Source organism: Sphingomonas sp. PP-CC-3A-396 (genome assembly GCF_004343105.1).
Classification (GTDB): Bacteria; Pseudomonadota; Alphaproteobacteria; order Sphingomonadales; family Sphingomonadaceae; genus Sphingomonas.
On record NZ_SLYF01000008.1, the window covers coordinates 165,675 to 187,158 of the forward strand.

Sequence of the window (21,484 nt, forward strand, 5' to 3'; positions counted from 1 at the left end):
TGCGACGGATATGGAAGACATGCAGACGGCAACGACGCTGTTCGCGGTATCGTTCCGTCAACGCGGTGAAATCGCAGAGATTTTGGCGTGTGCCGGGGTCAGCGCGGACTGGCACGCGCAGGTTGTGAGCGATGCCGAAGCGATAGAAAGCCGCTTTCTGGCGAGCGGTGCGGCGGTCGCGCTGATCGATGCGCGCGGCGCGTTCGAAGAGGGGCTGGCGGCGACGCTGTCGCTGGGCGGGCTGATCGCGACCAATGGCGCCGCGCTGCTGGTGCTGGTGTCGCGCGGCGACGTCGGCGCGGTCGGCGAGTTCTTCGATGCGGGCGCGACGCAGTTCCTCGCCAGCCCGGCGAGCGACGGCGAACTCGTCCAGGCGTTGCGGTTTGCCGGGCGCCACGCGGTGCGCACTGCGGGCAGCGCGATCGATCGGCGCAGGATCCCCGGCGTGTCGCTGTACGACCGCGAGACCGGTGACGTCCGTCGTTGGATCGTCGGGCGGATCGCCGCCGACCTGCCCGTCGCGGTGGTGCTGGTGTCGTTGTCGCGGCTCGATATCGTCAATGCCGCGCATGGCCGGCCCGCGGTCGATGCGCTGATCGAGGCGGCGGTGCGACGGACCGAGACGATCGCGCATGCCGCGATCGGCGTCGATTCGATCGTCGCGCGGCTAGGCGGGTCCGAATTCGCGCTGGCGATCGAGGCGTCGGGGGCTGCGGTGACCGCGGCGATCACCGCGCTCGATGCGGCCCTCGCACGGCCGTTCCGGGTGGCGGATACGCGTGCGGTGCTCGGCTGCCGGTTCGGCGTGGCACAGCGCCAGCCGGGCGACGATGCGGCGGCACTGCTGCGGCGGGCGAGCGAGGCGCTGGCGGAGGCGAAGGCGAGCGACGGGTCGGTGCTGCACGTCGCGCTGCCCGATGGCGTCGCGCCGATCGATGCGCTCGCGATCGACCTGCACCACGCGATCGAGCGCGACGAGATTGATCTGCGCTGGCAGCCGCAGGTCGAGATTGCGAGCGGCAGGATCACCGGGGTCGAGGCATTGGCACGGTGGAACCACCGGACCTTGGGGCCGCTTGGGGCGGATACACTGTTCGATGCCGCCGATCGCGCGGACCTCGGCATCGCGTTGTCGGATCATATCCAGCGGCTGGTGCTCGCGCGTGCGGTGGCGTGGCCGGAGGCTCTGGGAACGCTGCGCGTGTCGCTCAACCTGACTGCGGCGGATATCACGCGACCGGGGTTTGCGGCGCTGTTCCTCGCGCGGATCGACGAGAGCGGGTTTCCGCGGGGGCGGCTGACCGTCGAGATTACCGAGACGGGGCTGATCGAGGATCTGGCGGCGGCGTCTGCCTTGCTTGCCGAACTGCGTGGGGCGGGGTGTCGCGTTGCGATCGACGATTTCGGGACGGGCTATTCTAGCCTCGCCTATCTCAAGTCGCTGCCACTCGATTACGTGAAGATCGACAAATCGCTGGTGCGCGATATCGACGGCAGCGCGCGTGACCGCGTGGTGGTGGCGGGCGCGATCACGATGGCGCGCTCGCTCGGCCTCGCAGTGGTGGCCGAGGGGGTGGAGACGCCGTCGCAACTCGAATTGCTCGCCGCGGGAGGGTGCAGCCTGTATCAGGGGTTCCTGCTGTCCGAGCCGGTCGGCGAGGCGGGGTTGCTCGAACTGATGGCGAGGGAATGATGCAGGCCTTGATCGTTCCCTTCGCGCTGATCGCTGCCACGGCGGCGGCCACGGCGGCGGCGCCCGTGCCCGCCGAGACCGCGATTCGCCAGGCGATGGAGGCGAGCGCGGCGGGGTGGAATGCGGGTGATCTCGCGCGGTTCATGGCGGTGTATGCCGATGATGCGGTGTTCGTGACGCCGAAGGGATTGCTGCGCGGCAAGCCGGCGATCGCCGATAAATACCGACCGAGTTTTCGCGGCGTCGGCAATGCGCGCGGCACGCTGTCGTTCGCATTCCTGGAGATGCGCGGGATCGATCCGCGTCATGCGATGCTGTTCGCGCGCTGGACGCTGACCGGGCCATCGACGACCGAAAGCGGCATGACGACGTTGGTCTTCGCGCGGCGTGGTACAGCGTGGCAGATCATCGCCGATCACAGTAGTTGATCCTCCCCCTGGCGGGGAAGATCGGTCAGCGCTGACGGATCGCACCGGCGGACCGGACGTCGGCAATCGTCGGGTAGCCGTTGACCGCCATCAGCAGGTCCGCCTCCGCGAGCAGGCATTCCAACACATGCGCCGCGCCCGCCGCGCCGCCCAGCGCGAGGCCGTAAGCATAGGGGCGGCCCACCCCGACCGCAGTGGCACCGAGCGCGAGCGCCTTCACCATGTCGGTGCCCGATCGCACGCCGGAATCGAACAGCACCGGCGTCGCGCCCGACGCCGCTACGATTTCAGGCAGCATGTCGATCGCGGCGATCCCGCCATTCGCCTGCCGCCCGCCATGGTTCGAGCAATAGATCGCGTCGGCGCCCGCATCGATCGCGCGGCGTGCATCGTCGGGGTGGCAGATGCCTTTCAAGACCAGCGGCAATTTGGTCAGCGAGCGCAGCCAGGGCATGTCGGCCCAGGTCAGCACCTTGCCGAACACGCCTGCCCATTGCCGGACCGCTGCCGCGCCGTCCTCCTCGGGCGGGCGCTCGAGCATCGCGCGGAATACCGGGTCGCTGAAATAATTGGCAAGCACTTGGCCGCGGAGCTGCGGGAAGTTCGCGGTGTTGAGGTCGCGCGGGCGCCAGCCGGTCACCCATGTGTCGAGCGTGACGACGATCGCCTTGTACCCGGCAGATTCGGCGCGGCGCACGAGGCTTTCGGTCAGCGCATCGTTCTTCGGCGTGTAGAGCTGGAACAACCCGGGGGTGTCGCCGAACCGCGCGGCGACGTCCTCGAGCGGATCGTTCGACAGCGTCGACTGGCATAAGGGTACGCCGGTGATCGCCGCCGCCTGCGCCGCCGCGAGATCGCCATGGCCATCCTGCGTGCAGATACCGTTGATGCCGACCGGGGCCATGAACAGCGGCGTCGGCAGCGTCATCCCGAACAGCTCGATCGACAGGTCGCGGCGGGTGCAGTCGACCATCATCCGCGGGGTCATCCCCCAGTGCGCGAACGCGTCGGCATTGTGGCGTTGGGTATGCTCGTCGCCGCAGCCGCCCTGGAGATAGGCGAGCGTCGCTGGGGGCAATGCCGCGGACGCGCGCGCCTCCAGCGTCGCGAAATCGACCGGCACGCTCGGCACCACGCCGTTCAGCCCGGCGAAGTAGATCGCGTTCTGGTAATCGCCGAAATGCGGCGCAGTCTTCGGGGCCACGGCCATCATCCTCTCCTATGTTTTGCGGGCCTTATACGGCGCTACCGGTGACGAAGTCATTCCTTGTGCCTAAGGATGCGCGACCGATTACAGAAAGTCCGACGATGTCCCTTCGCCTGCCTCTTCTCGCTCTTCTTGCATTGTCGACGAGCGCGATCGCCCAGACGCCAGCCGCCGATCCGAACACGTATCTCGAGGATATTCACGGCGCGCGTGCATTCGAGACGGTGAAGCAGTGGAACACGCGGTCGCTCGCTGCGCTGGAGGCGAAGCCGGGCTTTGCGCGCTACCGCCAGCGTGCGCTCGACCTGTTGCAGGCCGACCGCCAGATCGCGACGCCCGACGACGTGCTCGGCGACCAGGTGCTGAACCTGTGGCAGGACAAGACCAACGTGCGGGGCCTGTGGCGGGTCGCGTCGCTGGCGTCGTTCACGAGCGGCAAGCCGGTGTGGCGGACGCTGATCGACGTTGATGCGCTGGGTAAGGCGGAGGGCAAGAGCTGGGTGTGGAAGGGCGTGACGTGTCGCTCGCCGTCCTATGACCGCTGCATGGTCGCGCTGTCGGACGGCGGCGGCGATGCGGTGGTCGAGCGCGAGTTCGATATCCCCTCGGGCAAGTTCGTGACCGACGGTTTTGTCGTGCCGATCTTCAAGACGCGGCTGAGCTGGGCCGGGCCGGACGCGCTGTATGTCGCAACCGACTTTGGCGCCGACAGCCTGACCAAGTCGGGCTATCCGCGCACCGCCAAGCTGTGGCGCCGCGGTACGCCACTGACCGCCGCAACCGAGATCGCCAGCGCGACGCAGGACGACGTAGGGATCAACGTCAGCGTGTTTCCGGATGGCGAGCAGCGCTATCCGCTGGTCGTCCGCGACACCGATTTCTTCCATTCGAAACGAAGCCATATCGCCGGCGACGGTCGGCTCGTGCCATCGCCGCTGCCCGACGATGCGGTGATCAACACCGTGCTCGACGGCCAGCTGATCGCGACGCTCGCCTCCGACTGGCGCGGAGTGCCGGCGGGGGCGATCGTCGCCTACAGCATCGCCGACGTGCTGGCTGGCCGTGCGCCGACGATCGAGCGGGTGCTGGTGCCGACCGCGACGCAGGCGGTGGAGCAGGTCGATTCGAGCAAGTCGGTGCTGTGGGTGAAGATGCTCGACAACGTGTCGGGGCGGCTGGTGTCGCTCGCGCGCGGTGCGGACGGCAGCTGGACGCAATCGGTCGCGGCACTGCCTGCATCCTCGACGATCCATCTCGATGCAACCGCGGGGAAGGACGATCTCGCGTTCGCGATGGTCGAGAGCTTCCTCAGCCCGCCCGCGCTCTACGCGATCCGTCCGAACGCCAAGCCGGTCGCGGTCGATACGCTGCCGGCGCGGTTCGATGCGTCGACGATGCAGGTCGAACAGCGGTTCGCCATGTCGAAGGACGGGACCAAGATCCCGTATTTCCTCGTCCGGAAGAAGGGTACGACCGGCCCGGTGCCTGCGCTCGTCCATGCCTATGGCGGGTTTCGCAACGCGCAGACGCCGACCTATCTGGTCGACCAGCCGTACCGGTCGGGCCCAGCGGGACTGTTCTGGGTCGAGGAGGGCAACGCGTTCGTGCTCGCCAACATCCGCGGCGGCGGCGAATATGGGCCGCGCTGGCATCAGGCGACACTGCGCGAGAACCGCCAAAAGGCGTATGACGATCTCCACGCGGTCGGCGACGACCTTGTGCGTACCCGGGTCAGTGCGAAGCGCAAGATCGCGGTGTCGGGGCGGTCGAACGGCGGCCTGCTGGTCGGCGTCGCGATGGAGCAGCGGCCGGATCTCTACGGCGCGATCGTGATGGGATCACCGCTGCTCGACATGCAGAAATATTCGCATCTGTCGGCGGGTGCGTCGTGGATGGGTGAATATGGCGACCCGGACAAGCCGGCGGACTGGGCGTTCATCTCGAAATACTCGCCGTATCAAAACCTGAAACGCGGGGTGAAATACCCGGTGCCGTTCATCTACACCTCGACCGAGGACGACCGCGTCCACCCCGGTCACGCGCGGAAATTCGTGGCGCGGTTGCAGGCGTATGGCGACCCGTTCTTCTATTACGAGAACCCCGAGGGCGGCCACGCCGCCGGCGCCGACAAGATCGAGGACGCCAAGCGCGCCGCGCTCGTCACCGTCTATCTGAACTCGCAACTCGTCACCGCGCCGCAGCGCTGATTATCAGGAATTCATGATGCGTAATTTCCGTCTGCTACTCGGCGCCGCGATCCTGGTGCTCCCCGTTTTGTCGATCCCTGCGCCCGTGCTGGCCGCGCAAACCGAGAACCCTGCGTTCGCGTCGCTGTCGAAGCGCTATGTCGATGGCCTCGCCCGGCTCAATCCGTCGTCGGCGACATCGCTCGGCGATCACCGGTTCGATGCGCAGATCACCGACATGTCGGCTGCCGGTCGCGCCAAGCGCGAGGCGTTCTCGAAGGCGATGCTCGCCGACCTACAGCGGATCGATCGGAAAGCCCTGTCACGTGAGGAGCAGGTCGATGCGGCGTTGCTCGACAATGCGCTGCGTTACGACATCTGGGATACTGAGACGCTCGGCGGGTGGGCGTGGGATCCGCAGGTCTATAACGACATTGCCGGCAGCTCGCTCTACTCGCTCGCCGCGCGCGATTTCGCGCCGTGGCCGCAGCGTTTGAATGCAGCGACGGCACGGATGGAGGCGCTTCCCGCACTGCTGGCGCAGGCGCGCGCGAACATCGTGGTTGCGCGGGTGCCCTCGATCTATGCGACGACGGTGGCGAAGCAGAACAGCGGTATCGTCGATATCGCCGAGAGCATGCTCGCGCCGCATAAGAGCGAGTTGTCGGCAGCGGACGCCAAGCGGTTCGACGCCGCGCTCGTGAAACTCAAGGCGGCGGTCGCCGAGCATCAGGTCTGGCTCGACAAGACGCTCGTCCCCGGTGCGAAGGGCGACTTCCGCCTTGGTGCGGCGCTCTACGACAAGAAGCTCCGCTTTGCGCTTCAGTCGGATCTGACCCGTACCGAGATCAAGCGTCGTGCGCAGGCCGCGATCGTCGATACTCGCGCGCAGATGTACGCGATCGCGCGGCAGATCTTCGGTGCCAAGAAGGACGCGCTCCTGCTCCCCGAAAAGCCCTCCGATGCGCAGCAACAGGCGGGGATCCAGCTCGCGCTCGAACTCACCTACGCCAAGCGGCCTGCACGCGACGGCATGATCGACGCCTCGACCAAGGCGCTGGCGCAGGCGACTGCCTTCGTCCGCGACAAGGGGCTGGTCGGGATGCCCGACGGTCCGGTGAAGATCATCACGATGCCCAAGTTCCAGCAGGGCGTCGCGGTCGCCTATTGCGATTCGCCGGGCCCGCTGGAGAAGAATCTCGGCACGTTCTTCGCGGTGTCGCCGATCCCCGACGACTGGACCGAGGCGCAGGCGACGTCGTTCCTGAGTGAATATAACGACTATATGATCCACGACCTGGCGGTGCACGAGGCGATGCCGGGGCATTTCCTCCAGCTCGCGCACGCCAATGCCACGCAGTCGACGCTGCGCGCGGTGCTCGGCTCGGGGCCGTTCGTCGAGGGCTGGGCGGTGTACGCCGAGGGGATGATGGCGGACGAGGGCTATCTGAACGGCGATCCGCTGTTCAAGCTGACCGTGCTGAAAATGCGGCTGCGCTCGATCTCGAACTCGCTGCTCGACATCGGCATCCACACCGAGGGCATGACGCGCGAGCAGGCGATGCAGCTGATGACGCACACTGCGTTCCAGCAGGAGCGCGAGGCGGCCGGCAAATGGGTCCGCGCATCGCTCGGCTCGACGCAGCTGCTGAGCTATTTCACCGGCTATTCGGAGCACATGGCGCTGCGGGAAGAGGTCAGGAAGCGTGAAGGCGCGGCGTTCGACCTGAAGCGCTACAACGATGCGCTGCTCGCGCATGGTTCGCCGCCGGTCCGCTATGTCCGCGAGCTGCTGCTCGACCTGCCGATCGGCTAAGTGCCGGTCGCTTGACCGGGTCTGCTAATGCTGTGACGCTGCTCCGATAAGAAGCCATCGGAGAGGTATCATGGCGGCAGGAGATGGTCTGCGCGGGACGGGGCTGCGGCGATGAGCGGCCCGCTTGCCGGGATCCGGATCGTCGAGCTTGCCGGGATCGGCCCCGCGCCGTTCGCCTGCATGATGCTCGCGGATCACGGGGCAGAAGTGATCCGGATCGAGCGCCCGGACGCGAAAAGGGGCGGGCCGGGCGGCGATCCTGCCAAGGACATCCTCCTGCGATCGCGGAAAACGATTGCGATCGATCTCAAGTCCGCCGCGGGAATCGGTGTCGTCCGCGATCTGGTCGCATCGGCGGATGGCTTCGTCGAGGGGTTCCGGCCTGGCGTGACCGAACGATTGGGGCTCGGGCCGGACGTGCTGCTCGGGACCAATCCGCGGCTCGTCTATGGCCGGATGACCGGCTGGGGGCAGGATGGGCCGTACGCGCAGGCTGCGGGCCACGACATTAATTACATCGCGCTGGCCGGCGCACTGCACGCGTTCGGGCGGGCAGGCGAGAAGCCGACGCCGCCGATCAACATGGTCGGTGATTTCGGCGGGGGTGCGATGATGCTCGCATTCGGCATGGTCAGCGCGCTGCTCCACGCGCGGACGACCGGGCAGGGGCAGGTGATCGACTGTGCGATGACTGATGGTGCCGCGCTACTGATGAGCATGATCTGGAGTTTTCGCGGGCAGGGCTTGTGGCGCGATGAGCGCGGCGTGAACCTGCTCGATAGCGGCGCGCATTTCTACGACACCTATGCCTGCGCAGACGGCAAATACGTGTCGATCGGCGCGATCGAGCCGCAATTCAACGCCGTGCTGCGCGAGAAGGCGGGGCTGACGGCAGATCCCGCGTTCGATCGCCAGATGGATCCGCGCGGCTGGCCTGCGCTGAAAGAAAAGCTGGCGGCGGTGTTCGCGACCCGGACTCGCGATGATTGGTGCGCGATCCTCGAACACACCGATGCGTGTTTCGCGCCGGTACTGTCGCTGGCCGAGGCGCCCGCGCATCCGCACAATGCTGCGCGGGGGACGTTCGTCGAGGCGGGTGGTGTGATCCAGCCAGCGCCTGCGCCGCGCTACTCGGTAACACCGACCACCACACCGCAAATGGCGGGCGAACGGACCGATACGGAGAACGTGCTGGCGGAGATCGGCTATACGACCGCAGCTATCGCGGCGTTGAAGACCGGCGGGGTCGTCGCCTGAGGCTCAAGGTCAGCGGTTCGGTGCGATCGGGTTCAGCCGGTTACCGGATAGCTGGCACGAGACAGAATGCGGGCCGGTGCTTGCACACCGGCCCAGTAGATTAGTTGCTGTCCGAGTTGTCGCTATCGCCGTCGATGGCGAGATACAGACCACCGCCAACTGCGATCGCGGCGAGCGCGATGATGATGATGCCGCCATCGCCGCCGACCTTGCTCTTGTCTGCGGTCTGCGAACCCGAGCGAGCAGCCTTGCTGACCGACAGGCTGGCAGCCGGAGCAGCACTTGCAGCGACAGGTGCGGCAACGAGGGCGAGGCCAGCAGTCGCCATGGCGAAGGATTTGATAAACATTACAAAGTCTCCCGAGAGCACGGCGAACACCGCCGTAGCCACCAAAAACCTACATGCAGGGTCGATTGTTCACAAACGTTAAAGACCGGGACTCTAATATTTGTAAAGTTGTGGTGGGTAGTATGTCCGCCACAGTTCACCGCAAGCTGCTCCTGGCTAGATATGGCGGGCAAGCTGTTGTTATTCGATAATTTAAAGCCATGAGAACCGCCGCAAGGTTTTTAGCGAACCGGGATTTTCGATGGATCAGGGGGGGCAGCGGCTCAGCGCAAATGATATGCCGCGCGAAATGCGGAGCAGTTGGTGGGCCCGGCAGAATCGCACTGCTTGGGGGTATCGTCGGCGCCGTTTCAGGCGATACCCCCAAATATCCCCCCATCTGCACCACCCTCTCAGTTCGCCATATGGAACGTGTGAGAAGAAAGACCCCCACAAACCACGCATTTCTGCGGCTTCTTGACGAGGTAAGGTAGTGATGATCGAGGAGATTGGTGGGCCCGGCAGGAATCGAACCCGCAACCTAGCCGTTATGAGCGGCCAGCTCTAACCGTTGAGCTACAGGCCCCACCGGCGCCTGCGTTAGCGCAAGCGATCATCGGGCAAAAGGGCGCAAAGCAAATGCGCAAAGAAAAAGGGCGCTCCCGAAGGAACGCCCTTTCCGACACTAAATCCTATCGAGCGTAAAAACGCCCGACAGATTTTAGTTCATGTTGTCGGTCTTCTCGTCGGCAGCGTCACGGACGTTGTCGGCAGCTGCGTTCATGTTGTCAGCAGCGTTCTCGAGCACGTCGGTAGCGACTGCGTTTGAGGTGTTGTCCGCCATGGCGTCCATGTTGTCAGCCTGCATTTCCATGTTGTCAGCCAGCATGTCCGCGTTGTTCTCAACGGCGGCGGCTTCTGGCGACTTGCTGCAGGCTGCGACGGACATCAGGCCGGCGGCAGCAGCGATCAGAACGATCTTCTTCATTCGAATGCTCCCAAGCATAGTTTCACTCGCGGCCGACCCGATTGCCGTCGCGAAGTCACGTCAAATAGCGGACCCCGGCGGGCGGTCAATCCGCTAAATTCATCTGTCCGCAAGGTTTGCGGCAGAACGATGACGTTTCGGTTGCTGCGACTGGTCACTTTCCGGGCACGATTGAACCGATTTCCTCAGGCGCGTTGGCGACCGTCGCGATCATCGCGGTCCAGGCCGCGACGTTCTGGCGAAGCTGTTCGGGGTCGATCAGATCCAGCGTATCCTCGGGCGTATGATGGTAATCGAAGTAGCGCAGGCCCGATTGATTGAGGTCGATTCCGGCTACCCCCGTGGCGATTACCGGGCCGACATCGGTGCCACCATGGGGGGTGTCGGCACCACGGACGATCCCGAGCGGGGCGAGCGCGACCGCCAGGCGATCCTCGATGGGCTTGGCGGCGGCGGGCAGGCTGCTCTCGAACCGCCAGACGCGATCGGCACCGAAATCCGATTCGGCAGCGGTCGCGTGGCGCTCGCCGGCGTGCGCCTTGGCGTAGGCGGCACCACCGAAGCCACCGCTCTCCTCGTCGCCGAACCAGACGACGCGGATCGTCCGGCGTGGGCGCTGGCCGCTGTCCATGACGAGCTTGGCGGCAGCCGCGGTGATCGCGATGCCCGCGCCGTCATCGATCGCGCCGGTGCCGAGATCCCAGCTGTCGAGATGGCCACCGACCAGCACGATGCCGGCCTTGGGATCAGTGCCCGGAACCTCGGCGACGACGTTACCCGATTCCTGCATCCCGGCCTGCTTGTCCTCGAGCACCAGCTTCAGCGTCACCGGCTTGCCCAACTTTACGAGCCGCTCAACATGCTCGGCATCCGCAACCGACAGCGCCGCAGCAGGGATCGGCGTCACGCCCGCTTCGAAATTGGTGTTGCCCGCGTGCGGCCCGCGGCCGTGATCGGTGCCGATCGACCGGATCACGATCGCCGCCGCGCCCTTCTTGGCGGCGACGTTCGGTCCGACGAAGCGCGCGGTGCCCTGCGATCCATAGCTCGACCCGTCCTGGGTCGGCTGCATCGCGTTCGAGACGAACGCGATCTTGCCTTTCAGGCTGCCGTCGGCGGCGAGCGCCAGATCGTTGTACGTCGCGAAATACACGATCGGCAGCGTCAGCCCGCCCGGCGGTGTCGCGCCCGAATTGCCGAGGCCGACCAGATGCAGTGTCTGCGCATAGGGGGCGACCAGCTCGCCACTTTCCGTGCCGCGCGACCAGACCGGCAGCTGGTATGGCTCGATCCGCACGTTCTTGAACCCTAGCGCCTTCAGCTTGGCGACCGACCAGGCGCGGGCCCGCGGTGCCGCCTCGGTGCCGGTCATGCGCGGGCCGACCTCGGTCGTGATCCCCTCGACGATCTTGTAGGCGGTGTCGTCGGTCAGCGCCTTGTCGCGGAGTGCAGCGACCTTCGCATCCGCCGCAGTCGGCGGGGCGGCGGTGCGCTGCGCCACGACGGGAACGGCGGTGATGACGGCACAGGCCGCCAGAAGTGGTGCGATACGCGTCATCGGCTATTCCCCTTGGTAGTCGACCCACCGTTAGGTCCGAGCGCGCGCGTTGCCAACCTTCGCGCCTGCCCTTACATGCGCAGATCAATCCCGCCCTCACGAACACCCGAACGGAGACCCACGTGGCCGGCCAATACGCCTATGTCATGAAGGACATGACGAAGACCTTCCCCGGCGCGCCCAAGCCGGTGCTGTCGAACATCAACCTGCAGTTCTATCATGGCGCCAAGATCGGCATCGTCGGCCCCAACGGTGCGGGCAAGTCGACGCTGATCAAGATCATGGCCGGCATCGACAAGGATTATACCGGCGAAGCATGGCCGGGCGAGAACGTCACCGTCGGTTATCTCGAGCAGGAGCCGCAGCTCGACGCCTCGAAGACGGTGCTGGAGAACGTCAAGGACGGCGCGCGCGGCGTCGCCGACATGGTCGACCGCTTCAATGCGATTTCCGCCGAGATGGGCGATCCCCAGGACGACACCGACTTCGACGCGCTGCTCGAGGAAATGGGGACGCTCCAAGAGAAGATCGACGCGGTCGATGGCTGGACGCTCGACAACCAGCTCGAGGTCGCGATGGAAGCGCTGCGCTGCCCGCCGGGCGACTGGCCGGTCGATAAGCTGTCGGGTGGTGAGAAGCGCCGCGTCGCGCTGACCCGCCTGCTGATCCAGAAGCCGGGGATCCTGCTGCTTGACGAGCCGACCAACCACCTCGACGCCGAAAGCGTCCAGTGGCTGGAGAACCACCTGAAGGATTATGCGGGCGCGGTGCTGATGATCACCCATGACCGCTATTTCCTCGACAACGTCGTCGGTTGGGTCCTGGAGCTCGATCGCGGCAAGTATTTCCCGTACGAGGGGAATTACTCGACCTATCTCGAGAAGAAGGCGAAGCGCCTCGAGCAGGAGGATCGCGAGGAATCCGGTCGCCAGACCGCGATCAAGAACGAGCTCGAATGGATCCGCCAGGGTGCCAAGGCGCGCCAGACGAAGTCCAAGGCGCGTATCGCCAACTTCGAACGCCTCGTCGCCCAGCAGGAAAATCGCAGTCCCGGCAAGGCGCAGATCGTCATCCAGGTGCCCGAGCGCCTCGGCGGCAAGGTCATCGAACTCGAGAACGTGTCCAAGGCCTACGGCGACAAGCTGTTGTTTGAGAACCTCTCGTTCACGCTGCCGGCGGGCGGCATCGTCGGCGTCATCGGTCCCAACGGCGCGGGCAAGTCGACGCTGTTCAAGCTGATCACCGGGCAGGAGACGCCCGACAGCGGCACGATCGACAAGGGGTCGACCGTGCGACTGGGTTATGTCGACCAGAGCCGCGATCATCTCGACGACAAGAAGAACGTCTGGGAGGAGATCTCCGACGGCCTCGATTCGATGAAGGTCAACGGGTTCGACCAGTCGACGCGCGCCTATGTCGGCGCGTTCAACTTCAAGGGCCAGGACCAGCAGAAGAACGTCGGCAAACTGTCGGGCGGCGAACGCAACCGCGTCAACATCGCCAAGATGCTGAAGCGCGGCGGCAACGTGCTGCTGCTCGACGAACCGACCAACGATCTCGATGTCGAGACGCTGGGCGCGCTCGAGGAAGCGATCGAGAACTTCGCGGGTTGCGCGGTGGTGATCAGCCATGACCGCTTCTTCCTGGATCGTCTCGCCACGCACATCCTGGCGTTCGAGGGCAACAGCCATGTCGAATGGTTCGAAGGCAATTTTGAATCCTACGAAGAGGACAAGCGCCGCCGTCTGGGAGATGCAGCGGATCGTCCGACCGCGCTGTCCTACAAGAAGCTGACTCGCTGATCATGGCGTGCTGAGAGGCTTGACGAGGAACTGGCGGCTCACAAATACTCGCATGTCGAGCGTGAGCGGTGGTTCCTCGTCGATCCTCTGAAGCGGCCATCGCTGGCTGGTTGCCGGTCGATCCTGATCGAGGATCTCTACATTACGGATACGCGGTGCCGGCTGCGGCGGATGGCCGACAGCGTCGGCGGGCGCGTGGTGCTGAAGCTGTCGAAGAAATACGACGTCCCTGATCCGCTCGCGCGGCCGCTGGTGACGACGTATCTGACGTTTGAGGAATACGCGCTGTTCGCGGCGCTGCCCGGGCTTGAGCTCGCGGAAATCGAGCAGTCGGATGCCGCCTCGCTGGACGCGGTGCAGGTGCCTGAATGGGCCCGGTCCGAGGTCATGTATGATCCGAACTTTCAGGGCGGCACGTTGGCGTTGCTCGATCCGGCAGGCGCACAGAGTTTCGTCCGGCAGGCGATGCGCTGACTAAAGCGCGGTGGTGTTTACCCTCAAGTCCGGGATCGTCGTCGACTCGATTCCCGTGTCGAAGGGCACATCACGCGACTGGGTGAAGCGATCACCGACTGGCGCCCACATCTGGTGGATCATCCCGGCGCGGACGTTGACTACCCAATATTCAGCAATACCTTCGCGCGCATAGATCTTGCGCTTGCGGCCGAGGTCGTTGCGCAGCGTAGTATCGGCAACTTCGATCACCAGTGCGAGCGATGCAAGCGGGATCAGGCCCTCGCCCTCCGGCTCTGCGGTCACGGCGATATCGGGCTCCGGGACGTTGTAGGGCGGCATCGAAACCGATCCTTCGACCAACGCCTCCAGATTGATCGGCAGATTATCGAGCGCATCAGCGATCAGGCGGAACAGCCGTGACTTGATCCGCGCGTGCGGCCGGTGCCGCGCGTTCATGTAGACGATTTCCCCGTCCAGCAGCTCGGTCTTGCCATAGCCCTCGAACGCGCCGGCGGCGTCGAGCATCAGATAGTCCTCGACCCGAAGCTTTACGGGGAGCGGCACGGTGGTAAGAGGCACCATCTCGTTCATGGGAGGCAATCTACCATGATCTGCGAGAGTCCCCAAGGCGTTCCGATCACGCCACCGGGCGCGTCCAGTATAGCGGAGTTCAACGTGGCTATCGTCGAAAACTCTCCCGGCGGGGATACTGCTCCGGGTGCGGGCGAGCTTCAGTATCGCCTTCGCCAGCAGTCGATCCTCGCCGATTTCGGGATCGAGGCTCTGCGCGCGCGGGATCTGCAGCCGATGTTGCAGCGCGCCACCGAATTGTGCGGCGAGGGGATGCGCTCGAAATATTGCAAGTTCCTCGAATATCGCCCCGAACAGGATACGCTGCTGGTGCGGGCCGGCATCGGCTGGGAGCCGGGCGTGGTCGGGTCGACCGAGATGCGCACCGATCTCGGCTCGCCTGCTGGGTTCGCGCTGGAGACGGGGCTGCCGGTGATCTCGAACCATCTCGAGAACGAACAGCGGTTTCGGACCCCTGAGTTCATGGCGAGGCACAATATCCGGCGCGCGATCAACGTGCTCGTCGAGACCTCGGGCAAGCGCTTCGGTGTGCTCGAGGTCGACAGTCCCGACGAAGGGCAGTTCGAGCCCGCCGATTTCGCGTTCATGCAAGGGTTCGCCAACCTCATCGGCGTCGCGATCGAGCGGCAGCAGGCCGAACAGCGGCTGAGCGAGGCGATGGAGCATCAGGAGCTGCTCACCCGCGAAGCGAGTCACCGCGTCAAGAACAGCCTCGCGCTGGTGTCGGCGATGCTCAACCTGCAGATGCAGGAGGACGACGATCCGCGGATCCGGCGGCTGCTCGGCGATGCGCAGGCGCGGATCACCGCGATCGCGCAAACGCACGACCAGCTTTGGCGCGGCGATCAGGTCGGCATCGTCGCGCTCAACGATCTGGTCTGCGGGATCGCGACGGGGCTGGGCGAGCAATCGCTCAACCACCGGATCGACTGCGATATCGAACCCATCCTGATCAGCGCTGACGTGGCGATCCCGATGGGGCTACTGGTCACCGAGTTGGTCACCAATGCGATCAAATATGCCTATGGCGACGACGGTGGCGTGATCCTGATCACCGTGCGCAGCGCGGATGGGCGAATCGTCCTGACGGTGTCGGACGAGGGCGGCGGATTGCCGGTGGACTTCGACCTGAAGACGGCGTCGCGCAAGAGTCTCGGAATGCGGATGATCGGCAGCCTTGCGCGCCAGCTGCGCGGGACCGTGACGATCGAGAATGCTGCGGTAGGGACGTGCGCGACGCTCGACGTGCCTGATCCGCGGGTTGAGGAGGCTGCTTAGGCAGCGTCTCTAAACTGAGCGCTGCGCTTCGCTACTGCGACCTTTCCAATTGGGCCCCGGCCTTCGCCGGGGTGGTGCGATCTAGGACGATGTTGCCCCGGTAATTGTTTCCCCGCGAAGGTGGGAATCCAGACTGGGCTCCCGCCTTCGCGGGAGAACAAGGAAGTTAGAGGTGACGCTACTTGCGACCGCGCCCTTAGGCCGGCGCCATCACGCGGATGATCCCGGCCGCGACCTTCGCCGTCACCGGCGTCTTCGCCAGCACCTCGCCATCGATCGAGATCGGCAGCGGCGGGATCGTGTTGATCTTCAGGCTCTTGCCGCGAAAATCGCGCACCTTTTCATGCCGCGACTCAAGCCGGAACACGCTGGAGAACCAGTTCTGCACCAGCCGGCGCTTCACATGGCCCATCACCGCCTGCACGACGATCTCGCCCGAATCGACCGCTGCTGCGTCGACCAGTTCGGTGCCGCCGTGATACGGCCCGTTCGAGATCCGCACTTCGACGACCCGAATCTTCACCGCGGTCGGGCCTTCGCCGACGATCAGCGTGAACGGGCGGAAGCGCATATATTGATACGTCGCCCAGGCCAGATAGCCGACCTTGCCGAAGACCTTTTTCAGTCCGTGCGGCACGGTCTCGGCGATCTTCGGGCTGATGCCCATCGCGGCGCAGTTCGCGAAATAATCGCCGTCGATCATGCCGAGATCGATCCGCCGTGGCTTGCCGGTGCGGATGACTTCGACCGCGCCTTCGATATTCAGCGGAATGCCAAGCGTGCGTGCGAAACTGTTGGCGGTGCCGAGCGGGAGGACGCCGAGGATCACGTCGTGCCCGACCATCAGGTCGACCAAGCCGCTGACCGTGCCGTCGCCGCCGCCGAGGATCAGCAGGTCGGGCTTCTTCGCCAGCGCGCGCAGGACGGTGGCCTCAAGGTCCTTCGGATCCTCGACCGCATGCGCATCGACCTCATAGGGCAGCCCCGACATCGCCGCACAGGCGCGCTTGAACAGCTTCTGCCCTTTGCGCGACTTGGCGTTGACGACGAGCGCCGCGGACGTGATCGTATCGTTCGACATAAGGCCCCCAACGCACGGCATGCGGTTTCGCACCCGTAACGCTTTACCCGTAAAACTTGATCCGTCGCCGCGCATCCCGCAAAGCCCGCCGCATGACCGCAAGCTATCCCGCGCTTCGCCTCCGTCGCACCCGCGCCTCCGCCTGGAGCCGCCGCCTCCATGCCGAGACCGTGCTGACTCCCGCCGACCTGATCTGGCCGCTGTTCATCGCCGAGGGGGAGGGCGTTGAGCAACCGATCGCCAGCCTGCCGGGCGTGTCGCGCTGGTCGGTCGACGGGATCGTCGCGCGCGGCCGCGAGGCGCGCGACCTCGGCATTCCGTGTATCGCGCTGTTCCCGTACACGCAGGTCGAGCGGCGGACGGAGGATGGTCGCGAGGCGCTCAACCCGGACAATCTGATGTGCCAGGCGATCCGCGCGCTGAAGGACGCAGTGCCGGAGGTCGGCGTGCTGACCGACGTCGCGCTCGATCCGTACACGAGCCACGGCCATGATGGTCTGGTCGATGATGCCGGCTACGTCGTCAACGACACCACTGCCGAGATGCTCGTCGCGCAGGCGCTCAACCAAGCGAATGCGGGCGCGGACATCATCGCGCCGTCGGACATGATGGATGGTCGGATCGGCATGATCCGCAACGCGCTCGAGGCGGAGTCGCACCACAACGTGCAGATCATGTCCTACGCCGCCAAATATGCGAGCGCGTTCTACGGCCCGTTCCGCGATGCGGTCGGCTCGCGCGGGCTGCTCAAGGGCGACAAGAAGACGTACCAGATGGACAACGCCAACGCGGAAGAAGCCCTGCGCGAGGTCGCGATGGACTTGGCCGAGGGCGCCGACACAGTGATGGTCAAGCCCGGCCTGCCGTATCTCGACATCATCGTTCGCGTTCGCCAGGCGTTCGAGGTACCGGTGTTCGCGTACCAGGTGTCGGGCGAGTATGCGATGATCGAGCATGCCGTCGCGGCGGGCGCGGCGGAGCGCGACGTCATGGTGCTGGAGACGCTGATGTCGTTCAAGCGCGCCGGTTGCTCGGGCGTGTTGACGTACCACGCGGCGCATGCGGCCAAATTGCTCGGCGGATGATCGAGACCGAGCGGCTGACCTTGCGCGGCTGGCGCGATGACGATGCCGCCGCGCATCACGCGATGTGCGCCGATCCGGCGGTGATGGCGTATCTCGGGCCGGCACCGTCGCCGACCGATTCCGCCGCGTGGGTGATGCGCCAGAACACGATCCTCGCCGACTACGGCGCTTGCTTCTGGGCGCTCGAGCGACGCGATACCGGGGCGTTCATGGGCTGGTGCGGGATCAAGCCGGGCCCTGTCGGTACGCCGATCGACGCTGAGCCGGAAATCGGCTGGAGCCTCGTGCGCGAGCATTGGGGGCAAGGTTACGCACGTGAGGCAGCCGATGCGGCGCTCGCCCGGGGCTGGCGGGTGTTGAACCTCCCGACGGTCTGGGCAATCACTGTCCCTGCAAACACGGCCAGCCGGGCGCTCATGGAGCGGCTCGGGATGGCCCGCGTGGTCGATGGCGATTTCGACCACCCGAAGCTCGCCGAAGACGACCGTCTCCGCCGCCACATCCTCTACCGGATCGACCGTCCCGCTTATGTCTGAAGCCCCTTTGATGGCGCGCTGGTGCCGGACGATGTTCGTCGCCACCATCCTGACCGGATCGTTCCTGCTGTTCCTCGTCCAACCGATGGTGGCGCGGATGGCGTTGCCGCGTCTGGGGGGCGCGCCGGCGGTGTGGAACTCGGCGATGCTGGTGTATCAGGCGCTGCTGCTGGCGGGTTATGCGTATGCGCACTGGCTCGGGCGGGTGCGACCGCGTGCGCAGGCGGCGATCCACCTCGGCGTGCTGATCGTTGCAGCGTTGTGGTTGCCGATCGGGCTGGTCGCGATGGCGCCGTCGGCGGAGGCGCAGCCGGCGCTGTGGGTGCCTTGGCTGCTCGGGCTGTCGATCGGACCGCTGTTCTTTGCGGTCTCCGCGCAGGCGCCGCTGATCCAACGCTGGTTCAGCGATGCAAGTGGCGGCGGCGATCCGTATGCGCTGTATGCCGCTTCCAACCTCGGCAGTTTCGCGGGCCTGATCGCCTACCCGCTGCTGGTCGAGCCATTGATGGCGGTGCACGGCCAGAGCCTGCTCTGGAGCGGCGGGTATCTGCTGCTGATCGTGCTGGTGCTCGCCTGCGCCACGCGGCTGCCTAAGACTGCGGCGGTCGATCACGTCGCCGCGACCAGCGCGCCGCCGAGTGCGAAGCGGATCGCGCACTGGATCGCGCTGGCGCTGGTGCCGTCGGGGCTGATGCTCGCGACGTCGACCTATATCACCACCGACATCGTCGCGATGCCGCTGCTGTGGGTGATCCCGCTCGGGCTGTATCTGTTGAGCTTCAGCGTGGCGTTCGCGAACGATCGCTGGCTCGCCGACCTGCTGACACGGATCGCGCCGATCACGATTCTGCTGTTCGGCGGGATCATCATGGGCGGCGTCAACGAACGCCCGTTCTTCAGCGCGGGCATCGCGCTGGTGCTGCTGTTCATGATCTCGGTCGCTCTGCACACCACGCTGTACCGGAAGCGGCCTGCGCCCGATCGGCTGACCGGCTTCTATCTGGCGATGTCGGCGGGTGGGGCGCTTGGCGGGGTGTTTGCCGCGCTAGTCGCGCCGGTGGTGTTCGACTGGACCTATGAGTATCCGCTGCTGATCCTGGCGGCCGGCGCACTGGTGCCGCAAAAGTATCTGTTCGGCCAGTTCCGCAGCATCTGGATGGCGCAGGGGCCGACCAGGTGGATCGCGCTCGCGGCGATTACCGTCACCCTCGTTGTCGTCGCCGGATTGCGGATTACCGACCCGACCGGCGTGTTCGGCGAGAGTCGGCAAGGTCTGGACTTCCTCGTCATCGCGACGCTCGGCTTTGCCGTCATCGGCGCGCGCGTCCCGTACATGATCGTTCTGTCGGGCGCACTCGTCCTGTTCGGCGGGTATCGCAGCCTCGAACTCTCGCTCGAATCAGGCGCGCGCGTCCGGAGTTATTTTGGCGTCTATACCGTGCGTGACGAGCCGGGACCCAATGGCGGTACGCGCGAGCTCGATCACGGCACGACCGTCCACGGCATCCAGTTGCGCGGCTCGCCCGACCGTGAGCGGACGCCGACCACCTATTACGCGGCCGGCTCAGGCGTTGGGCAGGCGATGCAGGCCGCACCGGCGTTATACGGTCCGGCCGCGCGGATCGGCGTCGTCGGGCTGGGGACAGGGACGCTGTCGTGTTACGCCAAGCCAGGCCAGCGCTGGCGGTTCTACGAGATCGACCCGGCGGTCGTCCGCATCGCGCGCGATACCGGCCAGTTCACCTATCTGTCGCGGTGCCTGCCAAACCCGGAGATCCGGTTGGGCGATGCCCGCGTGGCGCTCGCGCACGATGCGTCGAACAGTCTCGATTTGCTCGCGCTCGATGCGTTTTCCTCGGACTCGGTGCCGATGCACCTGATGACGCGTGAGGCGTTCGCGACCTATGGCAGGGTGCTGGCGCGAGACGGGCTGTTGCTGGTGCACATCTCGAATCGCTTCATCGATCTCGAACCGGTGATCGCCGCGGCGGCGCGGGAGGGCGGCTGGATCGCGGTCGAGATGAAATACCGGCCGTCGAGTTTGCTGGTCGACCGGGCCTCGGCATCGGACTGGGTGGCGTTGTTGCGTGACCCGCGTGCGATTGCGGCATTGCGCGCAAAGGATCTGGATTGGGTCCCGCTGACACCGCGGAAAGGCTTTGCGGCGTGGACCGACGATTACTCGACGATCCTGCCGCTGTTGAAAGGGTTGTGAGCTTAGTATCCTCCCCCGCAAGGGGGAGGTGGCGCGAAGCGACGGAGGGGGAGGGCACGGAGCGAGGGTTGCGCTTACCTCCCCCTCCGACTGGCAAGCGCCAGCCACCCCCCCTGGCGGGGGAGGATTGAGAGCGTACGCTACGCTGACGGCATGCTTGCCTGGATGCGGGTGATCGTAGCGCCCTGACGATCGCTCTCCGCCTGCGCCTTCGTGCGGATCGCCGCCAGCGCCGGATAATCCGGCTGCAACTTTGCCGCACGATCGGTCGCCAGCGCCTCGATATCCGTCACCAATGACGAGCCCTGCGCACGCCAGTCGTCTAGACCCGCCAGGGCGGTCTGTGCGGTAATCCACGCGTCGCTGCCGACCGCTGCACCGCGCGCCGATCGTGTCAGCGTCTCCGCCTTCGCCGCATCGCGCGCAAAACCGGTCGTGATGGCATCGAGCTTGCCCGAGATCGCCGCAATGTCCTTGTCGAGCGCGGGATCGGGGGCCGCTGCCGCGGCCTTCACCTCGGGCTCGGCAAATCCCAGCTTCTCGACCGGGCGCTTCCCGAGCGACGGATAGGTGTTCGGATCCTCGCTGCAGGCACCGGTTGCGAGGACCAGCGCGAACGATGCGAAGCGGAGCGAAGAGGCGTGTTTCATGCTTGCCGCTCTATGCCGCCAAGCGTTCGTGCACAACTTTCTCGCGGCAAACCCTTGCGCGCCCGAAAATGCCTGCTATCAGCGCCGCTCCAGTGCACCCATAGCTCAGCTGGATAGAGCATCAGACTACGAATCTGAGGGTCGGGCGTTCGAATCGCTCTGGGTGCACCAGGATTTTCCGCTTCATAGCGGGCTTGTCGAACCGGTCACGGGACGGCGATGCACCCATAGCTCAGCTGGATAGAGCATCAGACTACGAATCTGAGGGTCGGGCGTTCGAATCGCTCTGGGTGCACCATTCTTCATCATCGGGTTTTCGGCCACGCGGC

General features: G+C 65.5%; 18 protein-coding genes and 3 tRNA genes. 13 read left to right on the forward strand and 8 right to left on the reverse strand.

Annotated elements, in window-relative coordinates:
- Window positions 1-19 precede the first annotated feature (19 nt).
- Both C8J40_RS16265 and C8J40_RS16270 read left to right on the forward strand, forming a co-directional pair.
- Complete coding sequence (locus tag C8J40_RS16265) at window positions 20-1,693, forward strand: EAL domain-containing protein (RefSeq protein ID WP_347812483.1); 1,674 nt, start codon at window positions 20-22, stop codon at window positions 1,691-1,693.
- On the forward strand, window positions 1,690-2,121 hold the full coding sequence (locus C8J40_RS16270) for an SgcJ/EcaC family oxidoreductase (RefSeq protein WP_243693441.1): 432 nt from the start codon (window positions 1,690-1,692) through the stop codon (window positions 2,119-2,121). The genes C8J40_RS16265 and C8J40_RS16270 overlap by 4 nt, the downstream gene beginning before the upstream one ends.
- 25 nt (window positions 2,122-2,146) lie before the next feature.
- Here C8J40_RS16270 and C8J40_RS16275 read toward each other — a convergent pair whose 3' ends face one another.
- On the reverse strand, window positions 2,147-3,331 hold the full coding sequence (locus tag C8J40_RS16275) for an alpha-hydroxy-acid oxidizing protein (RefSeq protein WP_132897897.1): 1,185 nt from the start codon (window positions 3,329-3,331) through the stop codon (window positions 2,147-2,149).
- A gap of 98 nt (window positions 3,332-3,429) precedes the next feature.
- Between C8J40_RS16275 and C8J40_RS16280 the strand changes: the two genes are divergently transcribed.
- From C8J40_RS16280 to C8J40_RS16290, 3 genes are all read left to right on the forward strand, one after another.
- Window positions 3,430-5,535: a prolyl oligopeptidase family serine peptidase gene (locus C8J40_RS16280; RefSeq protein ID WP_132897898.1), complete on the forward strand. Its 2,106-nt coding sequence runs from the start codon at window positions 3,430-3,432 to the stop codon at window positions 5,533-5,535.
- A gap of 13 nt (window positions 5,536-5,548) precedes the next feature.
- Window positions 5,549-7,330, forward strand: a complete 1,782-nt coding sequence (locus C8J40_RS16285; protein ID WP_207901250.1) for a DUF885 domain-containing protein — start codon at window positions 5,549-5,551, stop codon at window positions 7,328-7,330.
- Between the two features lie 111 nt (window positions 7,331-7,441).
- Entirely contained in the window at window positions 7,442-8,587 is a 1,146-nt protein-coding gene (locus C8J40_RS16290; protein WP_132897900.1) for a CaiB/BaiF CoA-transferase family protein, read from the forward strand.
- Window positions 8,588-8,687: 100 nt separating this feature from the next.
- Here the strand turns inward: C8J40_RS16290 and C8J40_RS16295 are convergent, their stop codons facing one another.
- The 4 genes from C8J40_RS16295 to C8J40_RS16310 form a co-directional block, all read right to left on the reverse strand.
- Complete coding sequence (locus C8J40_RS16295) at window positions 8,688-8,936, reverse strand: hypothetical protein (protein ID WP_132897901.1); 249 nt, start codon at window positions 8,934-8,936, stop codon at window positions 8,688-8,690.
- 489 nt (window positions 8,937-9,425) lie between these two features.
- Window positions 9,426-9,501: transfer RNA gene (locus C8J40_RS16300), tRNA-Ile, on the reverse strand.
- A 135-nt stretch (window positions 9,502-9,636) separates the two neighbouring features.
- Window positions 9,637-9,903: a hypothetical protein gene (locus tag C8J40_RS16305; protein ID WP_031393308.1), complete on the reverse strand. Its 267-nt coding sequence runs from the start codon at window positions 9,901-9,903 to the stop codon at window positions 9,637-9,639.
- Window positions 9,904-10,057: 154 nt separating this feature from the next.
- Window positions 10,058-11,461 carry a M20/M25/M40 family metallo-hydrolase gene (locus tag C8J40_RS16310; RefSeq protein ID WP_132897902.1) on the reverse strand — a complete coding sequence of 468 codons (1,404 nt, stop codon included), beginning with the start codon at window positions 11,459-11,461 and terminating at the stop codon, window positions 10,058-10,060.
- Window positions 11,462-11,583: 122 nt separating this feature from the next.
- Here C8J40_RS16310 and ettA point away from each other — a divergent pair, with 122 nt between their 5' ends.
- Window positions 11,584-13,263 (forward strand): energy-dependent translational throttle protein EttA, encoded by a 1,680-nt coding sequence (ettA, locus tag C8J40_RS16315; protein ID WP_121884658.1) that lies wholly within the window; start codon window positions 11,584-11,586, stop codon window positions 13,261-13,263.
- 171 nt (window positions 13,264-13,434) lie between these two features.
- Window positions 13,435-13,737 (forward strand): hypothetical protein, encoded by a 303-nt coding sequence (locus C8J40_RS16320; protein ID WP_243693442.1) that lies wholly within the window; start codon window positions 13,435-13,437, stop codon window positions 13,735-13,737.
- Here C8J40_RS16320 and C8J40_RS16325 read toward each other — a convergent pair whose 3' ends face one another.
- Window positions 13,738-14,310, reverse strand: coding sequence for a Uma2 family endonuclease (locus C8J40_RS16325; RefSeq protein ID WP_132897904.1), 573 nt, complete (start codon window positions 14,308-14,310; stop codon window positions 13,738-13,740).
- Between the two features lie 84 nt (window positions 14,311-14,394).
- On the opposite strand from C8J40_RS16325, the gene C8J40_RS16330 reads away from it, so the two are divergent.
- A complete protein-coding gene (locus C8J40_RS16330; RefSeq protein WP_243693443.1) occupies window positions 14,395-15,588 on the forward strand; it encodes a histidine kinase dimerization/phosphoacceptor domain -containing protein in 1,194 nt (397 codons plus the stop codon).
- A 196-nt stretch (window positions 15,589-15,784) separates the two neighbouring features.
- On the opposite strand, the gene C8J40_RS16335 is transcribed toward C8J40_RS16330, so the two are convergent.
- Entirely contained in the window at window positions 15,785-16,669 is an 885-nt protein-coding gene (locus tag C8J40_RS16335; protein ID WP_132897906.1) for a diacylglycerol kinase family protein, read from the reverse strand.
- Window positions 16,670-16,761: 92 nt separating this feature from the next.
- On the opposite strand from C8J40_RS16335, the gene hemB reads away from it, so the two are divergent.
- Genes hemB through C8J40_RS16350 form a run of 3 tightly spaced genes read left to right on the forward strand, consistent with a single transcriptional unit; the run spans window position 16,762 to window position 20,505 of the window.
- Window positions 16,762-17,754 (forward strand): porphobilinogen synthase, encoded by a 993-nt coding sequence (hemB, locus tag C8J40_RS16340; protein ID WP_132897907.1) that lies wholly within the window; start codon window positions 16,762-16,764, stop codon window positions 17,752-17,754.
- The gene (locus tag C8J40_RS16345) at window positions 17,751-18,290 is read left to right on the forward strand and encodes a GNAT family N-acetyltransferase (protein ID WP_132897908.1); all 540 of its coding nucleotides are present in this window, start codon (window positions 17,751-17,753) and stop codon (window positions 18,288-18,290) included. Before hemB ends, C8J40_RS16345 begins: the two co-directional genes overlap by 4 nt.
- The gene (locus tag C8J40_RS16350) at window positions 18,283-20,505 is read left to right on the forward strand and encodes a fused MFS/spermidine synthase (RefSeq protein WP_132897909.1); all 2,223 of its coding nucleotides are present in this window, start codon (window positions 18,283-18,285) and stop codon (window positions 20,503-20,505) included. The genes C8J40_RS16345 and C8J40_RS16350 overlap by 8 nt, the downstream gene beginning before the upstream one ends.
- A 140-nt stretch (window positions 20,506-20,645) precedes the next feature.
- On the opposite strand, the gene C8J40_RS16355 is transcribed toward C8J40_RS16350, so the two are convergent.
- Window positions 20,646-21,155 carry a hypothetical protein gene (locus C8J40_RS16355; RefSeq protein ID WP_132897910.1) on the reverse strand — a complete coding sequence of 170 codons (510 nt, stop codon included), beginning with the start codon at window positions 21,153-21,155 and terminating at the stop codon, window positions 20,646-20,648.
- A gap of 94 nt (window positions 21,156-21,249) precedes the next feature.
- Between C8J40_RS16355 and C8J40_RS16360 the strand changes: the two genes are divergently transcribed.
- Both C8J40_RS16360 and C8J40_RS16365 read left to right on the forward strand, forming a co-directional pair.
- Window positions 21,250-21,326, forward strand: a tRNA-Arg gene (locus C8J40_RS16360).
- A gap of 50 nt (window positions 21,327-21,376) precedes the next feature.
- A tRNA-Arg gene (locus tag C8J40_RS16365) sits at window positions 21,377-21,453 on the forward strand.
- The last annotated feature ends 31 nt before the right edge of the window (window positions 21,454-21,484 follow it).

Excerpts from the sequence above, each read along its gene's own strand:
- C8J40_RS16325 (WP_132897904.1), bottom strand. The coding sequence starts at position 14,310 with ATGAACGAGATGGTGCCTCTTACCACCGTGCCGCTCCCCGTAAAGCTT.
- C8J40_RS16295 (WP_132897901.1), bottom strand. The coding sequence starts at position 8,936 with ATGTTTATCAAATCCTTCGCCATGGCGACTGCTGGCCTCGCCCTCGTT.
- C8J40_RS16285 (WP_207901250.1), top strand. The coding sequence starts at position 5,549 with ATGATGCGTAATTTCCGTCTGCTACTCGGCGCCGCGATCCTGGTGCTC.
- C8J40_RS16355 (WP_132897910.1), bottom strand. The coding sequence starts at position 21,155 with ATGAAACACGCCTCTTCGCTCCGCTTCGCATCGTTCGCGCTGGTCCTC.
- C8J40_RS16290 (WP_132897900.1), top strand. The coding sequence starts at position 7,442 with ATGAGCGGCCCGCTTGCCGGGATCCGGATCGTCGAGCTTGCCGGGATC.
- C8J40_RS16345 (WP_132897908.1), top strand. The coding sequence starts at position 17,751 with ATGATCGAGACCGAGCGGCTGACCTTGCGCGGCTGGCGCGATGACGAT.
- C8J40_RS16280 (WP_132897898.1), top strand. The coding sequence starts at position 3,430 with ATGTCCCTTCGCCTGCCTCTTCTCGCTCTTCTTGCATTGTCGACGAGC.
- C8J40_RS16320 (WP_243693442.1), top strand. The coding sequence starts at position 13,435 with ATGGCCGACAGCGTCGGCGGGCGCGTGGTGCTGAAGCTGTCGAAGAAA.
- C8J40_RS16350 (WP_132897909.1), top strand. The coding sequence starts at position 18,283 with ATGTCTGAAGCCCCTTTGATGGCGCGCTGGTGCCGGACGATGTTCGTC.
- C8J40_RS16275 (WP_132897897.1), bottom strand. The coding sequence starts at position 3,331 with ATGGCCGTGGCCCCGAAGACTGCGCCGCATTTCGGCGATTACCAGAAC.
- C8J40_RS16305 (WP_031393308.1), bottom strand. The coding sequence starts at position 9,903 with ATGAAGAAGATCGTTCTGATCGCTGCTGCCGCCGGCCTGATGTCCGTC.
- C8J40_RS16265 (WP_347812483.1), top strand. The coding sequence starts at position 20 with ATGCAGACGGCAACGACGCTGTTCGCGGTATCGTTCCGTCAACGCGGT.
- C8J40_RS16310 (WP_132897902.1), bottom strand. The coding sequence starts at position 11,461 with ATGACGCGTATCGCACCACTTCTGGCGGCCTGTGCCGTCATCACCGCC.
- C8J40_RS16270 (WP_243693441.1), top strand. The coding sequence starts at position 1,690 with ATGATGCAGGCCTTGATCGTTCCCTTCGCGCTGATCGCTGCCACGGCG.
- C8J40_RS16335 (WP_132897906.1), bottom strand. The coding sequence starts at position 16,669 with ATGTCGAACGATACGATCACGTCCGCGGCGCTCGTCGTCAACGCCAAG.
- hemB (WP_132897907.1), top strand. The coding sequence starts at position 16,762 with ATGACCGCAAGCTATCCCGCGCTTCGCCTCCGTCGCACCCGCGCCTCC.